Raw genomic sequence first — 15448 nt, 5'->3', positions numbered from 1 at the left:
TACTTATTTTTATGGGTACAAATTTCTTGTAACTGTAAACCATTCTATTTACCAAATGGTAAAAACGAAATTTATATTGAACTTTTTTAAATGCGTGGATGTATTTTTATTATTTTCATAAATACTTGTAACATTTTTACTAAAGTGTCACTAACTCTATAGAGCTAAAAACCATGAGTGCATTAGAACAAGAATTTTTAGAAAAAATTGAAAAACATAAGGGAATCATTTTCAAGATTTCTAAAATGTACATGGATAATAAGGATGACCGCGATGATCTTTTTCAGGAGATTACCTATCAGGTTTGGAGAGCATATCCAAGTTTCAAAGGACAAAGTGAGTTTTCTACATGGTTATACAGAATAGCTTTGAATACGGCGATCGTATTTTTAAAATCTGAAAAGAAAAGAAGTTTTATCGCTAATGAGGATTTTTCAAATTACAAGATCGTACAAGATGAGTATGATGATGAAAAAGAAGAGAAATTATCTGCAATGTATCAGGCTATTCATCAGTTAAACCCAATAGATAAAGCTTTTATATTCTATTATCTGGAAGACTTCCCCGGACGTGAAATTGCTGAGCAAATGGGAATCTCTGAAGGAAATGTGAGAGTAAAAATGAATCGCGCTAAAAATAAGTTGAAAGATATCTTAAACTCAAATAAATACTAATTTTTTAAATCAATAACAATGAATATAGATGAACTAAAAAATACGTGGAATGATGATGTTTTTGAGAAAACACCGGAAATCACTATTGAAAATAAAAATAAGATTAATCTTCCTCTGGAAAGGATGCGTAAAAATATGAGGCATGAGTTTCTCTCCACAATTGGAATTTTTATTTTTGGTTTTGTGATAGTCTGGTTATGCGGAGCACCATTTAAATTTAAATTTTATCTTACTATACTATTGGCTTCCATGGCTCTGGTTACCTTTGTTTTTTTTAATAAATTCTTTAAGCTATATAAGGAAATGGGCGATCCTGTGATGAAGACTTATGATGGTTTAAAAGATTTACTTCATCAGTTCAATCTGAATAAACAATATTACCTCTCATTTTATCTGAGTTTCGTTCCTTTTCTTGTTTGTGAGATCATTATTGTATTAGAATTTATCCCTCGGCCTCAACCCTTAAGTGATCTTAAAATAGCGAGCATTCTGATAGGTTCTGTCGTATTTGGATTATTCTTTTTATATCTCCTTGGAAAATGGTGGTTTCAGAAATTCTATGGTAAATATATTATGAAAATAGAAGAGCTCTTATTAGAGTTTCAGAAGTGAAATTTTCGGCGGGCAGAATGCCCGCCGAAAATCTTATATAGTCAATTTACTAGACTGCTTTAAGAGACTTTTTGCCGAATCTGATGCTATCACTAAACCAGCTGCAAACATAATAATATCTTTTATAACCAGTCTGCCTGCTCCTGAGAGATAAGGGAAACCATGATCTGGACCACCCAAATCAGGAACCCAGACTTCTGGTGTTGTGATAAGAAAAGAAAGAGTAATAATAGACATTCCAGCAGTTAAAATTCCTGATAATAATCCGATCTTAGGAAAGAATACTCCCAATACAACTAAAATTCCAATACCAAGAATAAGACTTCCTAATACATAAGAAAAAGTATAAGTGCCATTTACTTCATGCCATTTTATATGATCAGGAATCACCTCTCCTTCTTTGCTTTTATGAAGCTTATAATTATCAGTGTCCGAAACTTTCTTATTAAGAAAGAAACTCATAAAAGGAGAGTTGGCAACAAATGGGATTATTCCTTCAGCTTCATAATGAAAAGCTTTTAATCCTCCAATCCACGCCATGACGATGAACACACTTATTCTTAAAATATGAATAAAGTTTTTCTGTGAGTGGGCTAAGAATTCAATCATACTATTTTTTTTTGACAAAATTAGAACGAATGGATACTCAAGGGAATGGAAGATTATGGACTTTATTTGTACAAATCTGCAACAATCGAAATACCTGCTTCTTTGCGGAAATGAGTAGGTGAAACACCTGTATGTTTTTTAAAATATTTACTGAAATAAAATTCGTCGCTGAAATTAAGTTCTAACGCAATTTCTTTAAATGATTTACGGGTTAGGTGAATCTGCTTTTTAGATTCCAGAATAACTCTTTCCTGGATAATTTGTGAAGGTGTTTTATTAAAGCGTGATTTAATCTTTTTACTTAAGGTATTAGGTGTGATATTCAGTAGATCTGCATAGAATGATAAGGTTTTCTCAGCAATAAAATGCTTTTCCACCAAATTCTGAAAAGATTTTAACTCTTTGAAATCATCATTAACTAAATCCTTGTCGGAAAGCATCTTATTTTTCTCCTTACTGCAGATGGCAAGAATGAGCTGAAGATAGGATTGTAAAATGGATTCTGAGAAATCTTCATGAAGATCAATTTTTTTAATTTTTAAAAAATATTCTGAAATCTCATCAAAAACCTCTTTGTTTAACCCAATATAAGGAAAGAGATAAATGTTATTAAATAATAAACCGTTGCACGCAACTTCTTTTTTATGAAATTCTATACAATAAAAATCACTATGAAAACTAAGGGTTTCAACACCAATAGAATGATCACTTAAGATCTGAATATTTTGAAAAGGTGAAGAGAAAAGAACAATCTTCCCATTAAAATCATATTCTGTGAAATCTATCACAATCTTTCCAATGCCCTCAAATAAGAAGATATGATAACAAGAATCGCTAAAAATATTTTTATAATATTCTGAATCTGATTTTTGGACTGAAAAAAATGTACTTTTCATTGTCAACTTATTTTACGCGGTTTTCCCTTTCTTTTACTATCTCATCCTTTATCCAGTTTAACTGAACATCATTTTTATTAATAATATCCTGTAAGGTTTCACTGATTGGTATATCTGGTATTACTCCTCTTAGAGAGTTGGTAAGTGTGATATTTGGGTTCACCAGCAATAAACCGATAGGTAGGGTCAGTTTAGAATTTGGAAGTATTTGATAAGAGTAAAATCCTGCAACAGTTCCGTCATTTGCACCACCGGTTTCTTCACCAACAAGTGTGGCCTTTTTATCAAACTTTAATTTAGAACTGATAATAGAAGAAGCCGAATAACTTCCACCATTAATCAATACATAGATTTTCCCATTAAAGGCATTTTTATTCGGTTGGGTAACTTTATCAGCTTTTATTTTATAATAAAATTTACCATCTTTTCCTTTATATGTATGAAGGGTTTTAAGAAAAAAATAGGTTGGGTAGGTTATTCCTTTCAATGCATACTCAAGAGGTGTGCTCTTTTTGAAATAATTGGTTTTTAGTGGGGTAAAGCCAGAATTTAATCTTGAAGGTTTTATCAGCGTAAAAGGTTCAGAAACCAAATAGGAGTAAAGATTGTTGATCTCCTGTAAGGAACCGCCATAATTATTTCTGATATCCAGTATAAGATAAGATGACTTTGCTTCTTTAATTCTTTCAAAAGTTTCTTTATAGAATTTATCGGAATTATTATCTGAAAATTTCTTTATGCTTATATAAGCAATAGAATTATCATGATCTAAAAATTGAAAATTTCTGTTTGTGGAACAATGGAGGCCTCCTTTATTATCGGTAGTCTGACTTCTGGATTTTTCTCGCTCCACCTCATTTTGCTTTTCTCTTTCCAGAATATAGGTTTGTTTCTTATTACTATATAAAGTTTCAAGTTTTACCTGATCCAAAAAGCCATTTTCCATACTGAAAAAGTAAAAAAAAGTATCTTTTAGATAATAGGGTGTAAAAGTAGTATTTTGCCCATCGCTGCTAATCAGTTTTTTATATCTGTTGATATAGGATGTTATGGGAACATCATTAATACTTAATATTTCAGTGCCAGGTTTAATGTGATGAATAGAATCCTTATTTTCCACTATATACATGTGGTCTCCCTTGATATAGTATTTAAAATAATTAAATAATTTCTTCCCATGGAAATCCTTTTTTAATTTATCAAAAGGAATCGTTAGTGAAAGATGTCCTTCTCTTATTGTTGTAATTACAGGTTGTAGTTTAAAATAAAACTGAACAGGTGTTAGAGGGGTGTCAATGGTTTGTTTAAGGCTGTCAATTCTTCGGTCAAGATCTTTTCTTGTGGTATACCGATAAAGTTGAGGATGCATTTCCTTTAATTTGCCATAAGCATAATCAATATCTTTTTTTAGCTGATCAGGAGGAATGACAAGTCGTTCCTGTTGCTCACTATTTGTGACAGAAGAGCAGGACCACAGGAAAATGAGTCCGAGTAGAATTAATGAAATTTTCAAAGCCTTTGTGTTTAAAACCAACAAATTTAAGTGTTTATAATTATTCAAATATTAAAATAATGATAATTTTTTAAGTATGACCTATAATGTTACGTTAAATAAATAGGTTATTTGCTTGTTAGCTATATCATTTAATCACAAAAGTTAATACATTTGATGCTTATTTTTTATCAAATGATGTATTTAATTATTGCGATAGCCATTTTATTAGTGATGGCATATTTTTTAATAATCAATCAGGACGTTTTTGGCGCTGAACCTAAAGGGAAAAGACTGGAAAGAATGAGGAAATCTGAGCATTACAGAGATGAGCAGTTTCAGAACCTTAGCCATACACCATCAATTGCAGAAGGGTATAGCATGCCTGGTGTTCTTTATGATTTTTTTCTGGCAAAAAAAGACCCACTTTTAAAACCTTTAAAGAATATACCTGCTATACATACCGATTTAAAAACAATTCCAAAAGATCAGAATGTTTTTGTTTGGTTGGGACATTCATCATATTTTATCCAAACAGATGGTGTTTCATTTTTAATTGATCCGGTTTTAAGCACATACGGATCGCCATTTAAGTTTTTTAATAAAGCTTTTGCCGGGTCTGATATCTTTAAACCCGAAGATGTTCCCAATCTTGATTACCTTGTTATTACTCATGATCATTTTGATCATTTGGATTATCCTACGGTTAAAAAGATAAGAGATAGAGTTGCAAAGGTTATCTTGCCATTAGGTGTTGGAGCACATTTTGAAAAGTGGGGCTACAAAGAAGAACAGCTGATTGAAGAAGAATGGGGTGGTATTTCTAATCTAAAAAATAATATTAAAATAACTTTTACACCGGCAAGACATTTTTCAGGAAGAAAAATAAAAAGAAATGGAACCTTGTGGACTTCTTATGTATTGGAAACACCAACAAAAAAGATGTTCTTAGGGGGTGATAGTGGTTATGATACGCACTTTAAGATGATCGGTGAAAAATATGGTCCTTTTGATTATGCTATTATGGAGAACGGACAATACAATGCAGCCTGGAGATATATCCATACGCTTCCTGAAGATACGATACAGGCGAGTATAGATATTAATGCTAAATATATTATTCCTGTTCATTCTTCAAAATTTGCTTTGGCGCTTCATCCATGGAATGAACCGCTAAAAAAAATAGCAAACTCCGGTAAAGAGAAAAATTTACATATCCTTACTCCTATGATTGGAGAGAGAGTAGACTTAAATCGATCCGATAACCAATTCAAAGCATGGTGGGAAGATTAACTTCAGGCGTGCCAGATATCTTTATACCTTTTCGGATGATTTTCAAATTGCTGTCTTACAAAATCACATTCAGGATCTATTAACAAGTCTTTTTCCTCAGCATATCGTACGAGTTCATCTAGAAGCATTTTGGCATATCCCTGCCCCTCAAGATCTTCGTTAAGTTTGGTGTAGTATACAATTAATTGTCTGCCATCAATCGCTATGGACATATAGCCAGCCTTCTTCTCATCAATTAATATCTGCAATTCATCTTGATATGGAGATATTTCAAATTTTACATTTTCCATAAGTATTGAGATTAGGTTGAATTAAAAATGATTTTGAGAACTTAAGATCAGATCTCTTCTTTAAAATTACAAATTAAAATAATACAACAGGCTAATTTTTAATAAGCTAAGTCTAATTTATATTCTTTTAAATTAAGCTAAATAGGTTTGAGAGCAGGAGAGTTTGAAGGTAGTAATTATCTAACTATAATATCATAACCTCGAACTCTTTACGACACAATTTCAAATCCCACCCAAATTTATTTCCTACGTTTTCAATTGCTTACAAGCCTTTAACAAAGATAAATAAAGGATTTCCCCGCTTTGGCATTTTAATTGAAATGACATGAACACCATAATGAATCACATTTCACTATATATTCAAATTTTTCTTGATGACTGTTCGTAAGATCAGTCATTTTTTATTCCCCAGACTGTATAAAATAAAATATTTTGATTTTGTTTGAATTTTATAACTTTGCTTTATGGAATCATCAGAATCATTACAAGAATTTTACCATCGTACGCAGGTAAGAGTTTTCCCTTCCTGTCTTTCGAATACGGGTTTAGGACATTTTAATGTTTTCTCCCGCGATAACTGTGCATTGGTTACCCCATACAGCAGAAGAGATTTTTATAAAGTTTCGCTGATTATTGGAAAGGGTAAACTTCATTATGCAGATAAGTGGATCCGTGTAGATAAACCAGCATTGCTGTTTTCTAACCCTGTTATTCCATATTCATGGGAAGCGGATGACGATAATCAGAAAGGATGGTTCTGTCTGTTCACAGATCAGTTCATGCAAAATGGAACCCGTTTGGGAAATCTTCAGGACTCACCGCTTTTCAAAATAGGAGGAACACCGGTTTTCTTTGTTAATGAAGAGCAGCAAAAAAAAGTTTCTGATATATTTGATAAAATGATGACTGAAATTGAGTCCGATTATATCCATAAATATGATATGCTCCGTAATTACCTTCATCTTTTAATTCATGAAACCATGAAGATGAATCCTGCTGAGAATTTTGAGCACCATCAGAATGCTTCACAAAGAGTAGCCTCGTTGTTCATGGAATTGTTGGAGCGGCAGTTTCCTATCGACAGCCCTGAATCCTATTTAAAACTGAAATCACCGAATGATTACGCCGAAAGCCTTTCAGTTCATGTAAATTCTCTAAACCGTTCTGTGAAAGAGATGACCGGAAAGACGACAACCCAGCAGATCACAGCAAGAATTATTCAGGAAGCCAATGCTCTTTTAAAACATACAGATTGGAATATTTCTGAAATTGCTTATGGACTTGGCTTTGAAGAACCTGCTTATTTTACCAATTATTTTAAAAAACAAACCGGAAGTACACCCAATGCCTTAAGAACTGACCTTGTTTGAATTTTATAATTCTTAGTTTGAATTCTATATGAAAAATTAATCTACGTTGTTATAATTTTGTTCCTGTAATTTAAAATCACAAGCAATCATGAAATTTAGAAAATTAGGAAACACAGACGAACAACTATCAGCAATTGGTTTAGGATGTATGGGAATGAGCTTTGCATATGGCCCGGCAGATGAACAGGAAAGTATCAATACATTGCATAAAGCCCTGGATCTGGGGGTGAACTTTTGGGATACTGCAGATATGTATGCCAATGGAGAAAATGAAAAGCTAATTTCCAAAGTTTTAGTTCCGAATCGGGATAAAATCTTTATCGCTACAAAATTCGGATTTAGATTTAAAGATGGTAAAGCGAGTCATAGTGGAGCTCCAGGAACCTATTTTGATGGTTCTCCAGAATGGATCAGACAAGCAGTAGATTTAAGTCTGCAACGTTTGAAAATTGATACTATAGATCTGTATTATGCGCATAGAGTTGATCCAAATATTCCAGTTGAAGAAACCGTAGGAGCAATGGCTGATCTTGTAAAAGCGGGAAAAGTAAAATATATTGGTTTATCAGAAGCTTCTGCAGAATCCATTAAAAAAGCAAATAATATTCATCCCATTACAGCTTTGCAGTCAGAATATTCTATTCTTACCAAAGATGTTGAAAAAGAAATTTTACCCACGATCAGAGAGCTTGGAATTTCTTTAGTTCCCTATTCTCCCTTAGCAAGAGGACTTTTTGCAAACATTAATGAAGTTGAGAATTTTGGTGACGACGATTTCAGAAAATCATTACCTCGCTATCAGGAAGAAAGTCTTGAAAATAACAGAAAGCTGGTTAAGGAATTTAATGATCTGGCTGCTTCAAAAGGAATAAAAGGAACTCAACTTGCTTTGGCTTGGGTCCTTAATCAAGGCGATGATATTATTCCTATTCCAGGAACTAAACGAATTAAATATCTCGAAGAAAATATCGCAGCAATTAATGTTGAACTTTCTACATCCGACTTGGATACTATTGATATGATTTTAAAGAAATATCCTAATGTAGGAGAAAGATATAGTGAAGGCTCAATGAAGTTGGTTAACAACTAAAACATAGGTAAATATGGATTCCTGATTATTTGGGAATCCATGTTTTTTTATTACCAAATCACAAATTTAATTATGAATAGAAGAGAACTTTTAAAAAATGGAATTTTAGCCGGGGCTTTCAGTGTCATTCCTTTTTCAAGCTCTTTAGCAGGTGAGCGGAAAACGGTACTCACAGAGGATGACCTTTCGGGTGTTAAAAAAATAAAGTTGGGTGATTTCGATCTGTACATTCTTTCGGACGGATTTATTCACGAAGAGAATCTTAATTCTTTTGCTCCCCGCGGAAATGTATCAGAAATGAAAATGATTCTTAAAGATAATTTTCGTTCTGATAATTCTATCGATATGGCAATGAATGTCTTACTGGTTAAAACAAAGAATAAGCTGATCCTAATGGATACCGGAATGGGGATTTTTGCTGATGCCAGAACCGGATTTTTATTGAAAAGTCTTAAAAAAGCGGGCTTTTCAGCTTCAGATATTACAGATATATTTCTTTCTCATGCTCATCCCGATCATATCGGTGGAGTAGTAGATAAACAAAACAAATTGGTTTTCCCAAATGCTCAAATGTTTATTTCAAAAATTGAACACGATTTTTGGATGCAGGCGACACTCAAAGATTTTAATAACAGTGCATTAAAGAATCAGCCTGATTTTCTTAATCAGGTTATTCCCGGTATTCAGAATATTCTGAGAACAATAAAGCCAAAATTGAAATTTTATGAACTTGACAAAACATTATATGAGAATTTTAACTTTCAACTAGCTCCAGGACATACGCCAGGACTTACTTTGGTGACTATAACCTCAGGAAATGAGAAGCTATTGTATATAGCAGATCTTATGCACTCTGATGTTATTCTGTTTCCACATCCTGACTGGGGATATTTTGGAGATACTGATCTGGATATTGCTATAGCATCACGTAAAAAAGTCCTTGAACACTTAGCTGAAACCAGATCCAGAGCTTTTGCCTATCATTTACCTTGGCCAGGTCTAGGTTTTACTAAAAAGAAGGATCGTGTATTTGAATGGATCCCGGAATCATTTATGAGCTAAGACAAAAGAAACGATTTAAACCACAAAAGTCACAAAAGTTTTTAAACACTTAAGTTTTTTAAGGTTAATTCATGCTGTATAAAAAAAGGGCACATCAGTTCTTTAAAAAAAATCGAAGATTTTTCCGTTACGACCTAGAAAGTTGAGGCGTCAAAAAAAATAAATTTTGTGAACGTTAAGAAAATTCTATTGTTTGAGTACGGGACATAAATTTGATAATAAATACACTTTATATCCGTACGAGTTTAGAATTTTCAGAGAACAAAGTTTATTTTAGTCGAAAATTCCAGTCTTGAAATTTTATCTTTTCTTTTGTTTCAAGACAAAAGAAAAGATAAAATTTCCTACAATATAGTTTCAACAATAAATCCTCTCAATACTGAGAGGATTTATTTTAATAAGAATCTTTCATATTTAATTAAATTTAACCTCATTAAGAACCAGTTCAGAACTGTAAATTTTTCTAAACATAAAATACGTTATAGACAGAACGGTAAACGCTATAATAGCATCGATGGTAGATGGAAATCCAATAACTGCAATTTTAGAAAAGAAAGCGAAGGTAATATCGAAAAACATTCCGGCGAATACCCATTCTTTTAATCTTAATAGCTTATTGGGAACTAAAAGTACGATAACTCCTAAAACTTTGAAGACTCCCAGTATATAAATAAAATGCGGGGGATAGCCAAGTTGTAAAGTAATATCCCATACAAACGGACTTTTAATGAGTTCAAATATACCACTTGTTCCAAACCATAATGACATAAAAATTGCTCCTGACCAATAGATGATTTTTGTTGTTTTTGTTTTCATTTTTTTATTGTTTTAAATTATTATTGTTTATTGTCTAGTCCTTTCCTGAAGATTTATTGAAATATAGCTTTTGAAGCTCCCGAAATCTGTCCTGTTCTTGCATTTTGAATAAATCCTATGATCTCCCAATTGTTGATATTAAAATCCTTAGGTAACGGGAAGCTGGAACTGCCTTCAGAACTGCTTTTTAAAGAAATTTGATTTTGTTGATGAACGATCTGCCAGTGTTCTAAATGTCGGCCTTCATTTTCTCCTCTTGCTACGTTAGTAGAAGATTTCTTCTCTACCAATGTGATCAGTAGTTTGTTTTGAGTATTGCTTTCTGAGACTTTATAGGCAACACTGATTGCTTTAGAATCAGATTGAGCTTTCAGATCTATTATACTGCCACCAGTACTACTTAAGGCTTTAACAATAGAGTTTTCAACGGCTTCTCTATCTGATCCTACAAACTGCTGTCTGCCATTGATAACAAGTTGTGGAGTATAAACCTGAGAACCTAGTAGCCTGCTGTATTGTTGCTGACGTTCAGAGTTTTCTGGAGTACTGAACCGATCCTTCCAACCAAGACGGTTCCAATAATCAACATGATAGGCCAATATGTACACAGGCTGATCTTTGCTGCTTTCCTTAATCTGTCCCATTAAAGCATCTGCAGGAGGGCAGCTTGAGCATCCTTCAGAAGTAAATAATTCTAAGACTGCAAAACCACCATTATTTCCAATCGGAATGTTTTTAAAGTTTTCGTTAGTCTTATCTTTTTGCACAAATGCAGAAATTGTAAATAGTAAAGCGACAAATACACCTACTATCAATAGTTTTTTAGATATCATTTCTTTTAATTTTATTCAAAAGTAGATACCTGAGTGATGTTAAAAAATGAAAAAAGGGCTCAACCAGACAAATAGAAAGGTGAACCCTGAAAAAAATAAGTTTAAGATTTGAGCAATTACCGGTCTTCTAGCCAGGAGAAAAAGCTATGTGTTTTTTCTTTATTGATAAGAAGCTTTTCAGGAGTGTCAATGACTAATTTAACATAGATCTTACGCTGGAAATAATGTTCCATTTCTTTAATGGCTGTGAAATTAACGATATACTGTCTGTTTACTCTAAAAAACTGTTTAGGAGAAACAAGTTCTGCCACCTGACCCAATGATTGGGTGAGTGAAAACTGCTGTTTATCAAAAGTAACCAGATGGGTCATTTCATTATGAATATAGAAATAGGCAATATTTTCTGTGAGTATCGTAGTGTATTTTTGATTTTTAAAAACAAGGAAACTACTTTTAGTAGAAGCTTGAGGCTGAGTTATTTTTTGTAAAATAGCTTCCAGTTCAGGAATTTCTGTCTTTTGGAAAAATTTTTTCAACTCGTCAACTTTTCTTAAAGCTTCAGCAATGTCATCCCGTGAAAATGGCTTTAAAACATAATCAACCCCTTTGCTTTTAAAAGCATCCAGCATATATTGATCAAATGCGGTACAAAAGACCACCGGGCAGGTGATGTCAACCTGTTTGAAAATTTCAAAAGAAAGCCCGTCCGACAGATGGATATCCATAAAGATAAGATCGGGTTTGTTACCTTGGGATAAAGCTTCTACACTGGATTCTATACTGTCATAAACTCCGGTAATTGTAGATTCAGGTTTTAATTCTTTGATTAAATTCTGCAGTGATTTTGCCGCTCTGAATTCGTCTTCAATGATGATGATATTCATGGATAAAAGGTAGTTTTATTTGAAAAATTTGATTGTTGTCTGTAATGTCAATTTCCTGATCTAATAAGTGTTTGTAACGCATATTAACATTGTTTAAGCCAACACCTAAAGAATCTTCAGGAATCATTTTACGCTGAATAGGGTTTTCAATAATAATCTTATCGTTTGCGTCATATATCTTAATATGTAAAGGTTTACTTTGTGAAACAATATTATGCTTGATACAGTTTTCCACTAATAGCTGCAAAGTGAAAGGCGGAATAAGTGTCTTTAAAGTGTCTTTATCCAATGTATCGGTAAAAGTAAAACCATCACCAAATCGGGCTTTTTGAAGAAAAAGATAAGAGTTTAATATTTTCATTTCTTCCTCTACTGTGATTAGATCAAGCTTTCTGCTTTCCAGAGTAAAACGATAGAAATCGGAAAGCTTAATAATAAAATCAACAGTTTCCTCATCATGCGTTTCCACCATAGACTTCAGTGTATTTAAACTATTGAAAAGAAAGTGAGGGTTCACCTGTTGTTTAAGTAATTCATATTGAGCACCCAGGTTATCACTTTTTACTTTTTCTAATTCCAAATGAACTTGCTGGCCGGTATAATTATGCTGAACAAGATTTAAAAACATATAGAAAACAAGGTTGATCAGAATCCCTCTGACTTCTACCATCAGCATGACAGGACCAAAGTTGATGTGGGATAAAATTAATTGTTGTACCCATGCCAATGCAAACATGACCACCATACCCAATGCCAGTACCACTAATAGCCTGGAGTAAGAAATTCCCTGGCGTCTTTTTTTGTTGCGGTTGAGCAGGAAGATGTTGAGGTACCACATGACTACCGCAAAAGCTGAGGTAATGGCTGCGTTCACTACAGCTTCCATGAGATTGAAGTCGTGAGAAGCAAGCTGGGGAACTGACGATAGGATCCCTAAAAAAATGGAGCTTATCCAGATGACAGCCTGCGATATTTTTATTTTTTCCTGATGCATTAAGAAGGTAGGTTTTAAAAATGTTAAATTAATATTTTTTAATCATAATACTTTAATAAATATAATCTGGGACTGATATTTCAATCCCAGATTACCTGATAATTTTTATTTTCAATTAGGGCATAACGACGGGTTGATAACCCAGCATATATTGTATTCTTTGTTCTTTGTCAAAGGATTGGGTATTTCCTTTATTAGAACTGTTATCCTTATGATATGATGTCTCTCCCTTGGCATTCGTTTCAACAGTTTCTATACTCAGCAATTCACCTGTGATGGTTCCGCCGGTGTACTGTGGATTTTCATGATACTTCCAGGTGACAAGTTTCATTTTAGTTCCTGCTTCCGGTTGAGTTTTCTTCTTTGATAGCGATAGCAGTGCCTGGTTGTTTCCATACAAAGCAGACATGGTTTCTTTCTTTTTGTTTAATGAAGAACCGATAAATTTAAGATGACCTGCATCAAACACCAGACGTACATGATCTTTATTGGGATCTTCATTTTTACATGCCGTTAAAAGGAAGAAAATTGCTAAAAAAGCGATGTTTATATTTTTCATTTTTTCTGTAATTTTTCGATTAGATTTTTTGTGTTTACTTTCATGGGAACATCGAATAGGTATCCTGTAGGTTCTGCCAATTGGCGATGACAGGCAATACATGACTCCTTTGCAAATGATGCTGTTTTTCCTGTCGGATGAAGATCTTTTCCGGAAAATTTAGCAAATCCCCAGCCTTCCGTATCGGTATATTTTTTTGCATCTTTTACCATAAACTGAGCGTTAATAAATTCACCAGGTCTTATTTCTCCGTCAGCGGATTCGGTTTGTTTAAATACTGCTTTTACCACAATACTGCCATCTGGCCATGGATGAAAGTTATCAGTTTCTACAGCTTTAACAGCAATATTGTTTCCATAGATCACACGAATGGAATTGTCGAACAACGTACTCATGCTGATGACTTTCCATTTTTTAAATTCAGGTGTATAACGAACTCCGTTGGGTGACACAGGAAAACCCGGATAACCTGCGGAAGCCTGTTTTATATCCTGATGTGGATCATTAATTTTTTTATTTATTGGAGTGGGATTTTTTCCGGAAAGAGATAAAGTATATTTTCTGATCACTTCAATATCTTTACTGGAAATCTTTGCTGATGAGTGTAGCAAAGTATATTCATGAAGAGGCATCTTTCCGGCCTGCATCATGTTTAGGATGGAATACATTCTTCCTTTGTGTTCTCCTGGAGAAAGCTGCGGCCATTCTGAAAAATTCATTACTTCTCTCGCCCTTTCCACATCTTTTTTTACGGCCCATGATAGAGGAGCAATTTTATCATACCAACTGAGTTTTTGCTCATTAGAATGACAATTGAAGCAAGATCTTTCTAAGATAGAGATCACTTCACGAGGCGCTTCAATGGTACCGGTTACAGGTTTACCTTCGAGTGGTGGATTGAAAAGCTGCAGTCCTGCAAAGGTTCCCAGGATCGCTATGAATAGTATAGCTATAGGTTTTATTGTTCTCTTTTTCTTTACTGAATCCATAATCGTTTTATTTTATGGTTCAAAAGTAGATACTGGTTCAGAATGATGAAATGTAAAGAATGGTGAACCGGACAATTTAAAGGGTGAAACTAGAATTTTTATCCCTCAGTTATAACTATAAAATACCGGAAGTATTTCCGGTATTTTATAGTTGAAAGAATTTTATTATAAAACCATTCCGCCATCAACGATGATTTCAGTACCTGTAATAAAACTTGATATGCTGTCATCAGATAAGTAGCTTACAAGTTTGGCAACATCTTCAGCAGTTCCCATTTTTTTTAATGGAATTTCATTGATCAGGCGCTCCTGAATATTTTGTAAGGTAACATCATCAAGTCCTGCTTTATTCATTATTTCTGTTTTTGTAGGCCCGGGACTTATCATATTTACTCTGATCTTTCTTGGTGCTAATTCTGCAGCTGCTGTTTTTGCAATGGAGTTTAGTGCCGCTTTACTGGCTTGATAGATCGAACTGTTTGGATTATGTGTAGCCGCTACAATGGATGATAAAAACACGACAGACGCTCCATCATTTAATGTAGGAATAAACTGACTCAGCATAAAGTAAGCACCTCTGAAGTTAATATCCATTACACTGTCAAAATTTTCAACATTCATGTTTTCAATAGAGGTTAATGTTCCTGTAATTCCAGCGTTGATAAATAGAATATCCACTTTTCCATATTGATCCTCAACTTCTTTTTTCAATAAAGAGATATCTTCTAATTTTCCCTGATCAGAAACAAATCCGACTGCTCCTAACTCTGCTGCTGCTTTGTCTATGGCTTCCTTTCTTCTTCCGGTAATAATTACTTTTGCTCCTTCCGCAATTAATTCTTTTGCTGTTGCATATCCGATTCCACTATTTCCACCGGTTACGATAGCCAGTTTGTTGTTAAATTTATTCATTTCTTAAAATTTTTGACAAAGTTATAGTGAAAATGGTATACTTTTGTAATTAGTATCACAGAGTATATCAACT

At 33.5% G+C, this 15448-nt stretch carries 17 protein-coding genes; 6 read left to right on the top strand and 11 right to left on the bottom strand.

Annotation, left to right across the window (positions count from 1 at the left end):
* Positions 1-173: 173 nt before the first annotated feature.
* Together J7E44_RS16480 and J7E44_RS16475 are read left to right on the top strand one after the other, a co-directional pair.
* Positions 174-674, top strand: a complete 501-nt coding sequence (locus tag J7E44_RS16480; RefSeq protein ID WP_214831507.1) for an RNA polymerase sigma factor — start codon at positions 174-176, stop codon at positions 672-674.
* 18 nt (positions 675-692) lie between these two features.
* Positions 693-1286, top strand: coding sequence for a hypothetical protein (locus J7E44_RS16475; RefSeq protein ID WP_214831506.1), 594 nt, complete (start codon positions 693-695; stop codon positions 1284-1286).
* Positions 1287-1319: 33 nt separating this feature from the next.
* Here the strand turns inward: J7E44_RS16475 and J7E44_RS16470 are convergent, their stop codons facing one another.
* The 3 genes from J7E44_RS16470 to J7E44_RS16460 form a co-directional block, all read right to left on the bottom strand.
* On the bottom strand, positions 1320-1895 hold the full coding sequence (locus tag J7E44_RS16470) for a DUF417 family protein (RefSeq protein ID WP_214831505.1): 576 nt from the start codon (positions 1893-1895) through the stop codon (positions 1320-1322).
* A gap of 62 nt (positions 1896-1957) precedes the next feature.
* A complete protein-coding gene (locus tag J7E44_RS16465) occupies positions 1958-2791 on the bottom strand; it encodes a helix-turn-helix domain-containing protein (protein ID WP_214831504.1) in 834 nt (277 codons plus the stop codon).
* Positions 2792-2798: 7 nt separating this feature from the next.
* Positions 2799-4304 carry a S41 family peptidase gene (locus J7E44_RS16460; RefSeq protein ID WP_214831503.1) on the bottom strand — a complete coding sequence of 502 codons (1506 nt, stop codon included), beginning with the start codon at positions 4302-4304 and terminating at the stop codon, positions 2799-2801.
* A gap of 174 nt (positions 4305-4478) precedes the next feature.
* Here J7E44_RS16460 and J7E44_RS16455 point away from each other — a divergent pair, with 174 nt between their 5' ends.
* Complete coding sequence (locus tag J7E44_RS16455) at positions 4479-5576, top strand: MBL fold metallo-hydrolase (protein ID WP_214831502.1); 1098 nt, start codon at positions 4479-4481, stop codon at positions 5574-5576.
* Positions 5577-5578: 2 nt separating this feature from the next.
* On the opposite strand, the gene J7E44_RS16450 is transcribed toward J7E44_RS16455, so the two are convergent.
* Positions 5579-5866 carry a GNAT family N-acetyltransferase gene (locus J7E44_RS16450; protein ID WP_214831501.1) on the bottom strand — a complete coding sequence of 96 codons (288 nt, stop codon included), beginning with the start codon at positions 5864-5866 and terminating at the stop codon, positions 5579-5581.
* Positions 5867-6330: 464 nt separating this feature from the next.
* Between J7E44_RS16450 and J7E44_RS16445 the strand changes: the two genes are divergently transcribed.
* The 3 genes from J7E44_RS16445 (at position 6331) to J7E44_RS16435 (ending at position 9388) form a co-directional block, all read left to right on the top strand.
* On the top strand, positions 6331-7236 hold the full coding sequence (locus tag J7E44_RS16445; RefSeq protein ID WP_214831500.1) for a helix-turn-helix domain-containing protein: 906 nt from the start codon (positions 6331-6333) through the stop codon (positions 7234-7236).
* Between the two features lie 88 nt (positions 7237-7324).
* The gene (locus tag J7E44_RS16440) at positions 7325-8326 is read left to right on the top strand and encodes an aldo/keto reductase (protein WP_214831499.1); all 1002 of its coding nucleotides are present in this window, start codon (positions 7325-7327) and stop codon (positions 8324-8326) included.
* Positions 8327-8398: 72 nt separating this feature from the next.
* Positions 8399-9388, top strand: a complete 990-nt coding sequence (locus J7E44_RS16435) for an MBL fold metallo-hydrolase (protein ID WP_214831498.1) — start codon at positions 8399-8401, stop codon at positions 9386-9388.
* Between the two features lie 414 nt (positions 9389-9802).
* On the opposite strand, the gene J7E44_RS16430 is transcribed toward J7E44_RS16435, so the two are convergent.
* From J7E44_RS16430 to J7E44_RS16400, 7 genes are all read right to left on the bottom strand, one after another.
* Positions 9803-10204, bottom strand: coding sequence for a DoxX family protein (locus J7E44_RS16430; RefSeq protein ID WP_214831497.1), 402 nt, complete (start codon positions 10202-10204; stop codon positions 9803-9805).
* A gap of 53 nt (positions 10205-10257) precedes the next feature.
* Entirely contained in the window at positions 10258-11037 is a 780-nt protein-coding gene (locus J7E44_RS16425) for a DUF1223 domain-containing protein (RefSeq protein ID WP_214831496.1), read from the bottom strand.
* A gap of 116 nt (positions 11038-11153) precedes the next feature.
* Entirely contained in the window at positions 11154-11921 is a 768-nt protein-coding gene (locus tag J7E44_RS16420) for a LytR/AlgR family response regulator transcription factor (RefSeq protein ID WP_214831495.1), read from the bottom strand.
* Positions 11902-12915, bottom strand: a complete 1014-nt coding sequence (locus J7E44_RS16415; protein ID WP_214831494.1) for a sensor histidine kinase — start codon at positions 12913-12915, stop codon at positions 11902-11904. The genes J7E44_RS16420 and J7E44_RS16415 overlap by 20 nt, the downstream gene beginning before the upstream one ends.
* Positions 12916-13030: 115 nt before the next feature.
* Positions 13031-13474 carry a cytochrome P460 family protein gene (locus tag J7E44_RS16410; protein ID WP_214831493.1) on the bottom strand — a complete coding sequence of 148 codons (444 nt, stop codon included), beginning with the start codon at positions 13472-13474 and terminating at the stop codon, positions 13031-13033.
* Positions 13471-14463 (bottom strand): heme-binding domain-containing protein, encoded by a 993-nt coding sequence (locus J7E44_RS16405; RefSeq protein WP_214831492.1) that lies wholly within the window; start codon positions 14461-14463, stop codon positions 13471-13473. The genes J7E44_RS16410 and J7E44_RS16405 overlap by 4 nt, the downstream gene beginning before the upstream one ends.
* A 165-nt stretch (positions 14464-14628) precedes the next feature.
* On the bottom strand, positions 14629-15375 hold the full coding sequence (locus tag J7E44_RS16400) for an SDR family oxidoreductase (protein WP_214831491.1): 747 nt from the start codon (positions 15373-15375) through the stop codon (positions 14629-14631).
* Between the last annotated feature and the right edge of the window lie 73 nt (positions 15376-15448).

It is taken from the genome of Chryseobacterium sp. ISL-6 (assembly GCF_018613715.1).
Taxonomy (GTDB): Bacteria; Bacteroidota; Bacteroidia; order Flavobacteriales; family Weeksellaceae; genus Chryseobacterium; species Chryseobacterium paludis.
Note: the sequence above shows the minus strand (reverse complement) of the source record. Positions and strands in the feature narration are given on the sequence as shown.

Excerpts from the sequence above, each read along its gene's own strand:
- J7E44_RS16445 (WP_214831500.1), top strand. The coding sequence starts at position 6,331 with ATGGAATCATCAGAATCATTACAAGAATTTTACCATCGTACGCAGGTA.
- J7E44_RS16410 (WP_214831493.1), bottom strand. The coding sequence starts at position 13,474 with ATGAAAAATATAAACATCGCTTTTTTAGCAATTTTCTTCCTTTTAACG.
- J7E44_RS16440 (WP_214831499.1), top strand. The coding sequence starts at position 7,325 with ATGAAATTTAGAAAATTAGGAAACACAGACGAACAACTATCAGCAATT.
- J7E44_RS16425 (WP_214831496.1), bottom strand. The coding sequence starts at position 11,037 with ATGATATCTAAAAAACTATTGATAGTAGGTGTATTTGTCGCTTTACTA.
- J7E44_RS16400 (WP_214831491.1), bottom strand. The coding sequence starts at position 15,375 with ATGAATAAATTTAACAACAAACTGGCTATCGTAACCGGTGGAAATAGT.
- J7E44_RS16475 (WP_214831506.1), top strand. The coding sequence starts at position 693 with ATGAATATAGATGAACTAAAAAATACGTGGAATGATGATGTTTTTGAG.
- J7E44_RS16405 (WP_214831492.1), bottom strand. The coding sequence starts at position 14,463 with ATGGATTCAGTAAAGAAAAAGAGAACAATAAAACCTATAGCTATACTA.
- J7E44_RS16480 (WP_214831507.1), top strand. The coding sequence starts at position 174 with ATGAGTGCATTAGAACAAGAATTTTTAGAAAAAATTGAAAAACATAAG.
- J7E44_RS16465 (WP_214831504.1), bottom strand. The coding sequence starts at position 2,791 with ATGAAAAGTACATTTTTTTCAGTCCAAAAATCAGATTCAGAATATTAT.
- J7E44_RS16435 (WP_214831498.1), top strand. The coding sequence starts at position 8,399 with ATGAATAGAAGAGAACTTTTAAAAAATGGAATTTTAGCCGGGGCTTTC.
- J7E44_RS16450 (WP_214831501.1), bottom strand. The coding sequence starts at position 5,866 with ATGGAAAATGTAAAATTTGAAATATCTCCATATCAAGATGAATTGCAG.
- J7E44_RS16415 (WP_214831494.1), bottom strand. The coding sequence starts at position 12,915 with ATGCATCAGGAAAAAATAAAAATATCGCAGGCTGTCATCTGGATAAGC.
- J7E44_RS16470 (WP_214831505.1), bottom strand. The coding sequence starts at position 1,895 with ATGATTGAATTCTTAGCCCACTCACAGAAAAACTTTATTCATATTTTA.
- J7E44_RS16420 (WP_214831495.1), bottom strand. The coding sequence starts at position 11,921 with ATGAATATCATCATCATTGAAGACGAATTCAGAGCGGCAAAATCACTG.
- J7E44_RS16430 (WP_214831497.1), bottom strand. The coding sequence starts at position 10,204 with ATGAAAACAAAAACAACAAAAATCATCTATTGGTCAGGAGCAATTTTT.
- J7E44_RS16455 (WP_214831502.1), top strand. The coding sequence starts at position 4,479 with ATGATGTATTTAATTATTGCGATAGCCATTTTATTAGTGATGGCATAT.